Raw genomic sequence first — 13,137 nt, forward strand, 5'->3', positions numbered from 1 at the left:
ACACAAAAATGACGGCAGCAGCCGTCTTTTTTATGTTTGAGTTAAGTCTGTATTTTGAAAGCTTTAGCGCTATTTATGCTTAGATGGTCAATTTCATTGTTTTTCTGTTGTGCTTTTCTAGCGCAAAAGGGCAAGTTCACTTCGCTTTATTCAACTCTATTTTTGACCAAAACAAGCTTAAATATGCCTAAAATTATAGATTTAAGCCTGTTATCTGTATGAAACAGTGTTTTGCAACGCTATCCTCGCGAGCCTAATTAATCAGCACTTAGATAAATGTTTAATTTTTATTATATCTAGCCATTTTTTGGTGGAGTATCTGTGGCAAAAGTTAATTAAGCTCTTTAATTGTATGGAGAATGTGGCCTGTAGCTATATTAATAAAATCTTAATTTTCACTGGCATTTAACCTGTTTGTTCTCAAAACATTTGCAACCTTTTAAAACAGTCACATTTTTCATGGCGAGCTTGTGATATTTGGGGTAAAATGCGCGCGACCAGCGTGATTACGATCGCATTTCGACGATAAATCTGCGCTAGCTCAACACGAATTAGAGGTTTGTTTAAAAACTTGTGTGTTTAGCAGGAACGCGGCGCATTGTCTTTCCTTCATAACGTAGTGCTTGTGGATATGATTACAATAAAGAAAGGATTAGACCTACCTATAGCAGGTGGGCCAGAGCAAGTTATTCATGATGGTAAAGCCATCAAATATGTAGCTACTTTGGGTGAAGAGTATATTGGCTTACGTCCTACCATGAAAATTAAGGTAGGGGATAAAGTTAAAAAAGGTCAGATTCTTTTTGAAGATAAGAAGAATCTTGGCGTGATATATACTGCTTTAGCCAGTGGTACAATTTCCGAAGTTAACCGGGGCGCTCAGCGTGTTCTGCAGTCTGTTGTCATCGAAGTTGAAGGGGATGAAAGCATCTCTTTTGCTAAATATGACGCCACTGCTATCGACACGCTTGAAACTCAGCAAGTACGTGACAACCTGATCCAATCAGGCTTGTGGACGGCTTTGCGAACGCGTCCTTTCAGTCGAATACCAGGCGTTGATTCTACCGCTGCTGGTATATTCGTCACCGCTATTGATACTCAACCATTAGCAGCAGATCCTGTTGTCGTGATTGCAGAGCATAAAGCTGATTTTGAAATCGGTCTAAAGGTGCTTTCAAAGTTAACCGAAGGTAAGGTTTACCTTTGTAAGGCTGCTGGCGCTGATATTCCAAGTGCTAATGCTCAGGTTGAAGAGTTTGCCGGTCCACATCCTGCAGGATTGCCTGGCACACACATTCATAACCTATTAGCAGCGTCTGCAACAAGAACCGTATGGCATATCAACTACCAAGACGTGATAGCGATTGGTCAGTTGTTTGTGACTGGTGAGCTACATACTCAACGAGTAGTTGCTATTGCTGGCCCTAAGGCTGTTAAACCTCGTCTAGTCCGTACCCAAATGGGTGCAGCAATGGCGCAGTTGACTGAGGGGGAAGCAAGTGAAGGTAATGTTCGCATTATCTCAGGCTCAGTGTTAAACGGTCGCAAGGCTACGGGTCCTCACGCTTACCTTGGTCGTTACCATAATCAAGTAAGCTTGTTGGAAGAAGGCACTGAGAAAGAACTATTTGGCTGGGCTATGCCAGGCAGCGATAAGTTCTCTATTACTCGTGCATTCCTTGGACACCTTTCATCTTCTCGCTTGTTCAACATGACAACGAGTACAGGTGGCTCAGATCGCGCCATGGTACCTATTGGTAACTATGAGCGTGTAATGCCGCTGGATATTCTTCCTACCATGCTTCTTCGTGACCTAGTGTCAGGCGACTACGATGGCGCTGCAACACTTGGTGCATTGGAGTTGGATGAAGAAGATTTGGCACTGTGTACTTTCGTATGTCCTGGTAAATATGACTATGCGTCATATCTACGTGACTGCTTAGATACGATTGTGAGGGAAGGCTAATGGGCTTAAAACAGTTTTTCGAAAATATTGAACCGCAGTTTGAAAAAGGCGGTAAATATGAGAAGTTTTATGCGCTTTTTGAAGCTGCATATACTGTCTTTTATACTCCAGGTCACGTGAACAAGGGGCGTACCCACGTTCGTGATAACTTGGACCTAAAACGTATGATGATTACGGTTTGGGCATGTGCATTCCCGGCAATGTTTATGGGTATGTACAACGTAGGTTTGCAAGCACAAGACGCGTTAGTGGCAGGTTTTGCTGCTCCTGATACGTGGCAAGTTGCTTTATTCGGTATGTTTGGTACTGAGTTGACTGCAAGTTCAGGTGTTGCCGCATTATTGTGGTATGGCGCTTGTTGGTTCTTACCCATATATGCAGTGACATTTGCTGTCGGTGGTATATGGGAGGTGCTATTTGCATCGGTTCGCGGCCACGAAGTTAACGAAGGCTTCTTTGTTACCTCAATCCTTTTTGCACTAACACTGCCCGCAACGATTCCACTTTGGATGGTTGCCTTAGGTATTACCTTTGGTGTGGTTGTGGCGAAAGAGATCTTTGGTGGTACGGGCCGTAACTTCCTCAACCCAGCGTTGGCCGGTCGTGCTTTCCTATTCTTTGCTTACCCGCTAAATATGTCTGGTGACACAACTTGGGTTGTGGCTGACGGCTTCTCTGGTGCAACAGCACTGAGTCAGGCGGCGCAGGGCACATTAGAGTACGGTCTAACAACTGACTGGTGGAATGCATTCTTTGGTTTCATTCCAGGTTCTGTTGGTGAAGTATCGACACTGGCTATCTTGATTGGTGGCGCAGTTATCATCTACACCCGCATCGCTTCATGGCGTATCGTCAGTGGTGTTATGGTTGGTATGATTGCAGTTTCTTACCTACTTAACTTCATCGGTAGTGACACGAATCCAATGTTTGCAATGCCTTGGTACTGGCACCTTGTATTAGGTGGCTTTGCGTTCGGTATGATGTTTATGGCGACAGACCCTGTTTCAGCGTCTTTCACTAATAATGCGAAATGGGCTTACGGTATCTTAATTGGTGCTATGGCGGTATTCATTCGTGTTATCAACCCTGCTTTCCCAGAAGGCATGATGTTGGCCATCTTGTTCGCTAACCTATTTGCTCCATTATTTGACCATTTCGTGGTTCAGTCGAATATCAAGCGGAGGATTGCTCGTGGCTAGTAATAAAGATTCGTTCGGAAGAACACTGTTTGTTGTTGTTGGCTTATGTTTCATCTGCTCTATGTTCGTTTCGACGGCTGCAGTATTGTTGAAACCTATCCAACAAGAAAACAAATTACTTGATAAGCAAAAGTATATTCTTGAAGCGGCTAATTTGATTTCGACCAAAGATGGTGACGTCTCTAAGGCTGAGATCTTGGCGCTTTACGACAAAAATGTTGAAGCAAAAGTTGTTTCATTAAGCACCGGTGATTTTGTTGATGGTGTCGATGGCGATACGTTCGACATGAATAAAGCCGCTCGTGACCCTAAGTTATCTTTTGTACCTAAAAACGATATTGCATCAGTAAAGCGTGTAGCAAATGATGCTGTTATCTATCTGGTTAAAGACGATGCAGGTAATCTGGTTAGCGTGATTTTACCGATTAAAGGTTATGGTCTGTGGTCAACCATGTATGCATTTTTAGCATTGGATCCTGATCTAAATACTATCCAGAACTTAGTGTATTACGACTTTTCTGGCTCAGGTGAAACACCTGGTCTAGGCGGTGAAGTACAAAACCCACAATGGGTCGCTAAGTGGCAAGGTAAAAAGTTATACAACGACAAGGGTGAATTAGCGATTACTATCACTAAAAACCCTGCTATTGCAGAGACTGTTTATGGTGTTGATGCCCTTTCAGGTGCAACATTAACCAGTAACGGTGTGCAGTATTCGTTAGAGTTTTGGTTAGGTAAAGAAGGTTTTGAACGCTTTATCGACAAAGCCCGAGATGGAGGACTGAGCTAATGGCTGATGCTAAAGAACTTAAACAGGTTCTAATCGGACCTATCGTCAGCAATAACCCAATTGCACTACAAATTTTGGGTGTATGTAGCGCCTTGGCTGTAACCAGTAAGATGGAAACAGCTTTGGTAATGACAATTGCGTTAACGGCGGTAACGGCATTATCGAATCTGTTTATCTCAATGTTACGTAATCACATTCCTAGTAGTGTACGTATTATTGTGCAGATGACGATTATTGCTTCATTAGTAATCGTGGTTGACCAAGTACTGCAAGCTTATGCATATGATGTTGCTAAGCAGCTATCGGTATTTGTTGGTCTGATTATTACTAACTGTATCGTAATGGGCCGCGCTGAAGCTTATGCGATGAAGACGCCTCCTATGATGAGCTTCATGGACGGTATCGGTAATGGTTTAGGCTACGGTGCAATCTTGTTGTCAGTTGGCTTCGTACGTGAATTGTTTGGTAATGGTTCATTATTCGGCGTTGAGATCTTAAGCAAGATTTCTGACGGTGGCTGGTATCAGCCTAACGGCCTATTGCTGCTGCCTCCTAGTGCGTTCTTCTTGATCGGTGCATTGATCTGGATTATTCGTGTGATGAAGCCAGAGCAAGTTGAAGCGAAAGGATAAGCATAATGGAACATTATATTAGTCTATTAATTCGTTCTGTTTTCATTGAAAACATGGCGCTATCCTTTTTCCTTGGTATGTGTACATTTCTTGCGGTATCTAAGAAAGTAAAAACAGCCATGGGTCTAGGTGTTGCAGTTATCGTGGTACTGGCGATTTCAGTACCTGTTAACCAAATTATCTATCAAGGCATTCTTGCTCCAGGCGCATTAGCGTGGGCAGGTGTTCCAGATGCTGACTTGAGCTTCTTGAAGTTCATTACCTTCATTGGTGTTATCGCAGCTTTGGTTCAGATCCTTGAGATGGCATTGGATAAGTATTTCCCACCGCTATATAACGCATTGGGGATCTTCCTACCGCTAATCACCGTAAACTGTGCAATTTTTGGTGCAGTGTCTTTCATGGTTGAGCGTGACTACAACCTTAGTGAAAGCTTGGTGTTTGGTATCGGTTCTGGTATCGGTTGGGCATTAGCACTTGTGCTGCTTGCTGGTATCCGTGAGAAGTTAAAATATGCTGATGTTCCTGATGGGCTTCGCGGTTTAGGTATTACCTTTGTTACCGCTGGTTTGATGGCTCTAGGTTTCATGTCGTTCTCAGGTGTGTCTCTGTAAAGAGGCACCATAACGACGTCTTAATTTGAACCTTTAAGGATAATTTAATGGGTATTCTTGAATCTACTCCAATCGATGTATATCTCGGTGTGAGTATGTTTACCGCGATTGTATTAGTCTTGGTTTTGGTAATTTTATTTGCCAAGTCAAAGCTAGTTGCAAGCGGCGATGTCACTATCGGCATCAATGATGATGCGAGTAAAGCAATTAAAACAGCCGCAGGTGGCAAGCTACTAGGCGCATTAGCAGAGAGCGGTATTTTCGTATCGTCTGCATGTGGTGGTGGTGGTACTTGCGGTCAGTGTAAAGTCCATGTTAAGTCAGGCGGTGGTGATATTTTACCAACTGAAATGGACCATATCAGCAAAGGTGAAGCTCGTGGCGGTTGCCGTTTATCTTGTCAGGTAAACGTTAAAAACGACATGGAGATTGAGCTGGAAGAAGAGATCTTTGGTGTTAAGAAGTGGGAATGTGAAGTTATCTCTAACGATAGCAAAGCCACTTTCATTAAAGAGCTTAAGCTGCAAATTCCTGATGGTGACTCTGTGCCTTTCCGTGCCGGTGGTTATATTCAGATTGAAGCACCTGCGCACCATGTTAAATATGCAGATTATGATATTCCTGCAGAATACCGTGGCGACTGGGAACACTTTGGCTTCTTCAATCTTGAATCAACTGTTGAAGACGAAACAATCCGTGCATACTCTATGGCGAACTATCCTCTTGAGGAAGGTATCATCATGTTGAACGTACGTATTGCGTCGCCACCTCCACGTAACCTATCTCTGCCTTGTGGTAAGATGTCATCGTACATCTTTAGCCTAAAAGCGGGTGACAAGGTAACGATTTCTGGTCCATTCGGTGAGTTCTTCGCGAAAGAAACCGATGCAGAAATGGTATTTATCGGTGGTGGTGCAGGTATGGCGCCAATGCGTTCGCATATCTTCGACCAACTTAAGCGCCTTCACTCTAAGCGTAAGATGAGCTTCTGGTATGGTGCTCGTTCTAGCCGTGAAATGTTCTATGTTGAAGATTTTGATGGCTTAGCGGCTGATAACGCGAACTTCCAATGGCATGTAGCTCTGTCTGATCCACAGCCTGAAGATAACTGGGATGGATACACAGGCTTTATTCATAACGTACTGTATGAAAACTACTTACGTGATCATGAAGCGCCAGAAGACTGTGAGTATTATATGTGTGGCCCACCAATGATGAATGCTGCAGTAATTGCTATGCTAAAAGATCTTGGTGTCGAAGATGAAAACATCCTATTGGATGACTTCGGTGGCTAACCCTTCTCTTATTGGAGATCTAGGTCAATATGTTTAAGACCTTAGTAAACTGGCTGGCCCTTATCGGGTTAGCCTTTTTTATTTCAGCTTGTACTAAACAAGCTGAAGTGATTTCACTGTCTGGCAACACGATGGGAACGACTTATCACATTAAAGTTGTGCCTAACGAGAAGATGCCAGATCCCCAGTTACTGCAAGCTGAGATCGACCTAGCTTTAGAGCTGGTGAACGATCAGATGTCGACCTATCGACCCAATTCTGAGTTATCTAAGTTTAACCAGATGACTCGTCAAGATAAGGTTGAAGTATCGGCTGATACAGCCAAGGTAATTGCTGAAGGATTAGCATTATATAAAACAACCGATGGCGCCCTAGATATAACACTGGGACCTTTAGTTAACTTGTGGGGCTTTGGCCCAGATAAAAGACCGACGCAAATTCCATCAAAGCAACAGATAGATGCAGCGATGGAGCGTACTGGTATTAAGGATATTGCTGTTGACGGTAATAAGATCAGCAAGCAAGACCCTGATATCTACGTTGATCTTTCTTCGATTGCAAAAGGCTTCGGTGTTGATAAAATAGCCGCCTTGTTAGATAAGTATAATCCGACCGGATATTTGGTCGAGATTGGCGGTGAAATTAGCCTGCGTGGTACTAAAGCTGATGGTTCATTATGGCGTATTGCGATTGAGCAGCCTGGTGATAATGGTAATGGGATCCAGCAGGTCATAGCCCCCAAAAATATGGCGATGGCAACATCCGGTGATTATCGTAATTATTACGAGGAAGACGGACAGCGTTTTTCACACCTGATCGATCCGCGCACTGGCTACCCAATAAACCATAGATTAGCATCTGTGACAGTACTGCATGAAGAGTCTATGATTGCAGATGGCTACGCAACCGCTATGATGGTATTAGGTACTCAAGCATCACTAGAACTTGCTAAACGTGAGCATCTAGCGATAATGCTTATTGAAAAGCAGGATGATGGCTTTAAAGTTTTCTATAGTGAAGCCTTTAAACCTTTCGTTACTCAGTAGTTGGAGTCGAATATGAGCACATTTATTGCGGCTTTTGTCGTGTTATTAGGTTTCTTTTTCTTAATGTCGATAGGCTATTTAGTCAAACGACAAGCTGTTGCTGGAAGCTGCGGTGGTCTAGGTGCGCTCGGAATTGAGAAAGCATGTGATTGTGATGATCCATGTGATAAGCGTAAAGCTAGAATGGCAGAACAAGAACGCCGAGAAAAGTTAGAGCAGAACCGTATTATCTAGTTCTGTTGATGGTTCGGTGATTAAGGCTCCTTGGTAGGGGCCTTTTTTATATCTTTTTTATCTAAAGCTTTCCTCTGTTACATCCCGCATGGCAGCTTATGAGTTATGTATCTTACATTGTATTTGAGTTTTTTTATTTCTCTCCCGACTAAGCCCCTCGTTTCACAGTAGAAATTAGCGATTTAATCGCGCTACCCACTTGTTAAGAATTGTAGTGCTAATGAGAATTGTTTTTCTTAATAAATTGTTGAAATATAATGTTTATTTGAACTTGGTTGTTTTTTGCTCTAGCTTATAAAGATTGATATAGATCAATTTAACTAAGGATGAATAGATGAAAGGACAACCTAAGGTCATTAGTCAGTTAAACAAAGTACTGACCAGCGAGCTTACAGCTATCAATCAATACTTTCTTCATGCGCGTATGTATAAGAATTGGGGCTTAGGTGAGCTCGATGAAAAAGCCTATAAGAAATCGATTCAAGATATGAAGCATGCCGATAAACTGATTGAGCGGGTGTTGTTTCTGGAAGGGCTGCCTAATCTACAACAGTTAGACAAGATCCGTATCGGTGAGCACAGCCAGGAAATGCTTGAGTGTGACAAAGTGATGCTTGAAGAAGAGTTAGTGGTTCTTCGTGAAGCGATTGCACTGTGTGAATCAATGGCTGATTACGTTAGTCGCGATATCCTAGAAGATCTATTGGAAGACGAGGAAGAGCATTTAGATTGGCTAGAGGCTCAATTAGAGCTTATTTCATTAACCGGTATTCAAAATTACTTGCAGTCTAAGATGGGCTAACTGGAGAAGATTATGAAAGGTAACCAAGAAGTCATCGACACACTCAATAAATTGCTCACCGGCGAGCTATCTGCAATGGATCAGTATTTTGTACATGGTTTAATGTATGAAGACTGGGGGCTAAACGAGTTACACGAGCGGATCTCCCATGAGTCAGACGATGAACGTGAGCATGCTAAAAAGTTGGTGCAAAGAATACTGTTTCTAGAAGGCACGCCTGACGTTGCTAGCCGTGAAGCACTCAATATTGGTAAAGACACTCAAGAGATGCTCAAGAATGACTTAGCCTATGAATATCAAGTTGCCGATAACTTACGCAGTGCAATTGCTTTATGTGAGCTAAAAAGTGATTACGAGAGTCGTGAAATCTTAGAGGTGCTGCTTGAAGAAACAGAGGCAGACCATATGTATTGGCTTGAAAAACAGCTAGGATTAATTGATAAAGTGGGCTTACAAAATTACCTGCAAAGTAAAATGTAATCCTTCGAGTTTGCACAAAAAAAAGAGACGTTTATATACGTCTCTTTTTTTGTGCAAACTTTTATTTATAGACTAGGATTACATATTGTTTCGGATGATTTTTGTACAGGGACGTTTGTACAGCCCATATTCAGCTAGTGCAATCTATGCTAGTTGCATTCGTCGTTTTAATTTTCATATAACGACAGACAAGGATCAAGCCACTCTCTGTATCACTGTTGTATAGCCATGTTAGTGAATGATTAAGGGGCGAACTTATGTTTATTTCTGCAAAATCACCTCGGTTTGACCTCGATGCGCAAAGTCTTATCCAGGTTGAGTATCTCGTTAAATGCATTGAGACATTTGAAAAACAGCAAAATGACAATGAGCTCAACTCAAAAGCTTCAAGTAAAAAGTCGAGCGTTTATAGTGTGCAAAATATTCTATCTAGCGACGAGATAACGATGCTCACAGGCTTATTTAAGTTACGCTAAAATTGGCTAGCGATTTATTTTGCCTTTTGCCTTTCTATGTAGTCGATCTCACCTAATATCTTGCGTAAATGAAAGGCTTTAGCTTTATATCGTTACCTAGCTAACTTATGCCACTTTCTTCAATATCCTGTCGATACGCTTCTGTGCTTATTTCCCCTTTAATCTACATCTTTTTCTGTTAGATTTATGACTGCCTGATAACAAAACCTACTCATAAAATATAACAAAGAGGGGAGTCGATGCAGTGGTTTAAACGTTCATTGAGTCTACAGCTGGTGGTTACGATAGTGGGTGCACTTGCAGTGTTATTTACCGTCGTTGCGCTTTTACTGGTCAAAAATGAAAGCGCCAGCACACGTCAACAAATCGATAATGACTTAACCAGCCTAGTCCAATTAAAGTCTAACGAAGTACGCAGTTACTTTGCGGCCAAAGGTCAACTTATTCACGCGGTGTTTGCTAACCCAACAGTTGTAGATTGGTTTAGCCAATATAACAGCCGCTTAAGTGATGTTTCAGCTGATCAAGATTATCAATCTATCATCGATTACTTTAAGTATTTTTCAATTCAGGATAGCGATATTAAGTCAGTGTTCTTTGGCTCAGCCAATACCTTTGAGTACTTTGATCTTAATGGGCGCTACAACGATAGTGAGTACTTCACCAATAAGCGCCCTTGGTGGCAAGAAGCCATAGATAAAAACGGCATGTTCGTCGGCGATCCAGCCGTAGATGCTAATGATGGTTCTATATCGGCGACCATAAAAACCGTTGTTAAAGATGAGTCTGGCCGCTTTATTGGTATTGGTGGTATGGATATTCTCATCGATACCATCGGCAGTGAGTTGTTAGCACCGATTAAGTATCAGGATGCGGGCCAAGCTTTCTTAATGACCAATGCAGGCAAGTTGGTCTACTTCCCAGGCTTTTCTGAGGGTTTCCCCCCAGGCTCTAACGCTGCTTTAGTCGATAGCCAGTTTAATGATACCCAAGGCTTTGCCAAGTTGAGTCAACAGATGCAGACACAGGCGTCGGGATTTGGCGAGGTTATATTTAACGGCGAGGCTCAGCGGGTCAGCTTTATAGAGGTCGGCGGGAGTTATCCTGAGCAAAAATGGCACCTAGCCTTCATGCTGCCAACCGCAGTTATAGAAGCACCTGTTACCGATGCGATTGTCAGCTCGATATTATTGTCATTTTTGATTATGGCATTAGTTGGGATGACAGTTTGGGCCACGTTATTACCCTTTAGAAAGCAGGTAAATAATTTATTGTTAGCGATGGAAGACATTGCCGAGGGAGATAGCGATCTTGCTAAGCGCATCGACATGAATAGAGAAGATGAGCTGGGTAAGCTCGGTGATGCATTTAACCGTTTTGCGGCGAAGGTGCAGGGCATGCTGCAGGAGACTCGTGAGCTAACGCTGCAAGTAGAGCAAGGTGTGAATGATGCGTCTGCTGTGAGTCGTCAAGCATTGCAGTCGGTGAGTCAGCAAAAACAAGAGATAGCTTCTGTGGCCACGGCCGCAACCGAAATGGCACACACTAGCCAAGAGATGGCCGCAAGTGCCCAAAGAGCCAGTGAATTTGCTGATAAGGCGCAGATTCAGTCGAGTGAAGGCAGTGAGATTGTCGCTCAAGCGACTCAAGGCATGCAGGCGTTATCTAAACAGGTGATTGATGCGGCAAAGGTGGTTAAGCAACTTAGAACCCGTTCTGAGCAGATTGGCGAGGTACTTAATGTTATTCGTGGTATCGCAGAGCAAACAAACCTGTTAGCACTAAACGCAGCGATTGAAGCGGCGAGAGCGGGTGAACAAGGCCGAGGCTTTGCCGTTGTGGCGGATGAGGTAAGAACCTTAGCATCTCGCACGCAAGACTCGACCGCAAACATTCAAGAGATCATCCAGACACTACAACAAAATGCCAATGAGGCTGAGCAAGTGATGGAGTCAGGGGTTGAGCAAGCCAATATGGGGCAAGGTCTTACCGCTAAAGTTGAAGTGGCACTGGATAGCATCACGAGTGCCATCGAAGCGATTCAGCAGCAAACCATAGAGATCTCCACCGCTGTAGGTCAGCAAGCGATTGTGGCCGAAGAGGTTGCTTGTAATGTTGAAAATGTTCGCGCGTTATCGGATGAGTCGTTAGCAGCGAGTGAGGCACTATCAAATAACTTTGACGAATTTGCACAGGTGAGTCGATCCCTCGGTGACAACATTAAGCAGTTTAAGATCTAGACTTAAAATGACAGCATTTTGAAATCTGACTGAGTTTACATGTGACTGAGTGTTGAAATGGGAAGCCAAACGGCTTCCCTTTTTATTGCCTAGGATTAATCGATCGCCCTGATCAACAAGGGCGAATGGTTAGCTTAAAACAGGCTAAAGGTATGCTTTTTATTGAATACTGTTTTTATATACAGTAATATTCTGTACGGAGGATATTGGCTTGCAAAAAATTATTCACGTCGACATGGACTGCTTCTACGCAGCGGTGGAGATGCGCGACTTTCCTGAGTTAAGAGGCAAACCTATTGCTGTGGGAGGACGCAGTGATCGCCGTGGCGTGATCAGTACCTGTAATTACGAAGCTCGAGAATTTGGGGTTCGTTCAGCCATGGCGTCAGGCTATGCGCTAAAGCTTTGTCCTGACTTGATATTAGTCCCTGGGCGTATGCAGGTATATAAAGAGGTTTCTAGCCAGATTAGGGCTGTATTTGAACGATATACTGACTTGATAGAGCCTTTATCCCTTGATGAGGCTTATCTTGATGTGACAGAGAGTCCCCATTGTAAAGGCTCTGCGACCTTGATGGCCGAGGCTATTCGAGCCGATATTTTAGCCGAGACCGGTTTAACTGCTTCGGCAGGCATCGCGCCAGTTAAGTTTCTTGCCAAGATAGCATCCGATTTAAATAAACCGAATGGACAATATGTGATCCGCCCAGACATGATTGATGAGTTTATAAAAACCTTACCACTGATAAAAATTCCCGGTGTTGGCAAGGTGACCGCTAAAAAGTTAGCCGATCTGGGGCTGCATACCTGCAGCGACATTCAGCTTTATCCTGAAGCTAAGCTAATAGAAGGGTTTGGTAAATTTGGAGCAGTGCTGATTGAGCGCGCTAAAGGGATAGACAAGCGAGCGATTTCGCCCAATCGTGAGAGAAAATCAGTCGGCGTTGAAACTACACTGGCTAAAGATATCCATACCCTTGAGCAATGCCGTGCGGTGATGCCACAACTTATTCAAGAGCTCGCAGGGCGGGTGAGCCGTAGCGCTAAGGATAGAGTGATCAACAAGCAAGTGGTTAAGCTAAAATTTGAAGATTTTAAGCAGACCACGATTGAGCATCGCAGCGATGAGATCTCGGTGAATCTGTTTTATCAGCTACTGGAGCAAGCGATGGAAAGGCAAAATGAGCGAGGTATTCGCTTATTGGGTGTATCGGTCGGTCTCGCCTCGAATAGTGTCGCTTCTGAGCATGATGATATAGATAGCTCGCAGATGGATTTAGGTTTTTAAGCACACCGTCAGAAATAGCTCATATTTTAGTTTTACTTCGACGTTAAAGGCTAATAATAGCTGCCAATATTGGCC

13 protein-coding genes are annotated in these 13,137 nt (G+C 43.3%); all 13 read left to right on the forward strand.

The annotated features are described in order from the left end of the window. Positions 1–631: 631 nt before the first annotated feature. The 13 genes from ACVBIU_RS06235 to dinB all read left to right on the forward strand — a co-directional run bounded on the left by ACVBIU_RS06235 (position 632) and on the right by dinB (position 13,062). Positions 632–1,966, forward strand: coding sequence for a Na(+)-translocating NADH-quinone reductase subunit A (locus ACVBIU_RS06235; protein ID WP_447160156.1), 1,335 nt, complete (start codon positions 632–634; stop codon positions 1,964–1,966). Next, positions 1,966–3,165 carry an NADH:ubiquinone reductase (Na(+)-transporting) subunit B gene (locus tag ACVBIU_RS06240; RefSeq protein WP_447160155.1) on the forward strand — a complete coding sequence of 400 codons (1,200 nt, stop codon included), beginning with the start codon at positions 1,966–1,968 and terminating at the stop codon, positions 3,163–3,165. The genes ACVBIU_RS06235 and ACVBIU_RS06240 overlap by 1 nt, the downstream gene beginning before the upstream one ends. Next, the gene (locus ACVBIU_RS06245; protein ID WP_447163315.1) at positions 3,158–3,955 is read left to right on the forward strand and encodes a Na(+)-translocating NADH-quinone reductase subunit C; all 798 of its coding nucleotides are present in this window, start codon (positions 3,158–3,160) and stop codon (positions 3,953–3,955) included. Before ACVBIU_RS06240 ends, ACVBIU_RS06245 begins: the two co-directional genes overlap by 8 nt. After that, entirely contained in the window at positions 3,955–4,587 is a 633-nt protein-coding gene (locus ACVBIU_RS06250; RefSeq protein WP_447160153.1) for an NADH:ubiquinone reductase (Na(+)-transporting) subunit D, read from the forward strand. The genes ACVBIU_RS06245 and ACVBIU_RS06250 overlap by 1 nt, the downstream gene beginning before the upstream one ends. A 5-nt stretch (positions 4,588–4,592) precedes the next feature. Then, a complete protein-coding gene (nqrE, locus tag ACVBIU_RS06255; RefSeq protein ID WP_447160152.1) occupies positions 4,593–5,201 on the forward strand; it encodes an NADH:ubiquinone reductase (Na(+)-transporting) subunit E in 609 nt (202 codons plus the stop codon). Between the two features lie 47 nt (positions 5,202–5,248). Next, positions 5,249–6,496 carry an NADH:ubiquinone reductase (Na(+)-transporting) subunit F gene (gene nqrF, locus ACVBIU_RS06260; protein ID WP_447160151.1) on the forward strand — a complete coding sequence of 416 codons (1,248 nt, stop codon included), beginning with the start codon at positions 5,249–5,251 and terminating at the stop codon, positions 6,494–6,496. A gap of 29 nt (positions 6,497–6,525) precedes the next feature. Further along, on the forward strand, positions 6,526–7,542 hold the full coding sequence (locus tag ACVBIU_RS06265) for an FAD:protein FMN transferase (RefSeq protein ID WP_447163316.1): 1,017 nt from the start codon (positions 6,526–6,528) through the stop codon (positions 7,540–7,542). 12 nt (positions 7,543–7,554) lie between these two features. Next, complete coding sequence (nqrM, locus tag ACVBIU_RS06270; protein WP_012156314.1) at positions 7,555–7,776, forward strand: (Na+)-NQR maturation NqrM; 222 nt, start codon at positions 7,555–7,557, stop codon at positions 7,774–7,776. A gap of 334 nt (positions 7,777–8,110) precedes the next feature. Beyond that, complete coding sequence (bfr, locus tag ACVBIU_RS06275) at positions 8,111–8,578, forward strand: bacterioferritin (protein WP_447163317.1); 468 nt, start codon at positions 8,111–8,113, stop codon at positions 8,576–8,578. A gap of 12 nt (positions 8,579–8,590) precedes the next feature. Continuing rightward, positions 8,591–9,058 carry a bacterioferritin gene (gene bfr / locus ACVBIU_RS06280; RefSeq protein WP_447160148.1) on the forward strand — a complete coding sequence of 156 codons (468 nt, stop codon included), beginning with the start codon at positions 8,591–8,593 and terminating at the stop codon, positions 9,056–9,058. A gap of 257 nt (positions 9,059–9,315) precedes the next feature. Further along, positions 9,316–9,534, forward strand: a complete 219-nt coding sequence (locus ACVBIU_RS06285; protein WP_447163318.1) for a hypothetical protein — start codon at positions 9,316–9,318, stop codon at positions 9,532–9,534. Positions 9,535–9,773: 239 nt separating this feature from the next. Continuing rightward, positions 9,774–11,774 (forward strand): methyl-accepting chemotaxis protein, encoded by a 2,001-nt coding sequence (locus tag ACVBIU_RS06290; RefSeq protein ID WP_447163319.1) that lies wholly within the window; start codon positions 9,774–9,776, stop codon positions 11,772–11,774. A 211-nt stretch (positions 11,775–11,985) separates the two neighbouring features. Further along, the gene (gene dinB / locus ACVBIU_RS06295; RefSeq protein ID WP_447163320.1) at positions 11,986–13,062 is read left to right on the forward strand and encodes a DNA polymerase IV; all 1,077 of its coding nucleotides are present in this window, start codon (positions 11,986–11,988) and stop codon (positions 13,060–13,062) included. Positions 13,063–13,137: the final 75 nt, after the last annotated feature.

This window comes from Shewanella sp. 30m-14, assembly GCF_052977125.1.

What these genes read in the sequence shown, in the direction of transcription:
- ACVBIU_RS06290 (WP_447163319.1), top strand. Translation starts at nt 9,774, where the DNA reads ATGCAGTGGTTTAAACGTTCATTGAGTCTACAGCTGGTGGTTACGATA.
- nqrE (WP_447160152.1), top strand. Translation starts at nt 4,593, where the DNA reads ATGGAACATTATATTAGTCTATTAATTCGTTCTGTTTTCATTGAAAAC.
- ACVBIU_RS06235 (WP_447160156.1), top strand. Translation starts at nt 632, where the DNA reads ATGATTACAATAAAGAAAGGATTAGACCTACCTATAGCAGGTGGGCCA.
- bfr (WP_447160148.1), top strand. Translation starts at nt 8,591, where the DNA reads ATGAAAGGTAACCAAGAAGTCATCGACACACTCAATAAATTGCTCACC.
- nqrM (WP_012156314.1), top strand. Translation starts at nt 7,555, where the DNA reads ATGAGCACATTTATTGCGGCTTTTGTCGTGTTATTAGGTTTCTTTTTC.
- ACVBIU_RS06240 (WP_447160155.1), top strand. Translation starts at nt 1,966, where the DNA reads ATGGGCTTAAAACAGTTTTTCGAAAATATTGAACCGCAGTTTGAAAAA.
- bfr (WP_447163317.1), top strand. Translation starts at nt 8,111, where the DNA reads ATGAAAGGACAACCTAAGGTCATTAGTCAGTTAAACAAAGTACTGACC.
- ACVBIU_RS06250 (WP_447160153.1), top strand. Translation starts at nt 3,955, where the DNA reads ATGGCTGATGCTAAAGAACTTAAACAGGTTCTAATCGGACCTATCGTC.
- ACVBIU_RS06265 (WP_447163316.1), top strand. Translation starts at nt 6,526, where the DNA reads ATGTTTAAGACCTTAGTAAACTGGCTGGCCCTTATCGGGTTAGCCTTT.
- nqrF (WP_447160151.1), top strand. Translation starts at nt 5,249, where the DNA reads ATGGGTATTCTTGAATCTACTCCAATCGATGTATATCTCGGTGTGAGT.
- ACVBIU_RS06285 (WP_447163318.1), top strand. Translation starts at nt 9,316, where the DNA reads ATGTTTATTTCTGCAAAATCACCTCGGTTTGACCTCGATGCGCAAAGT.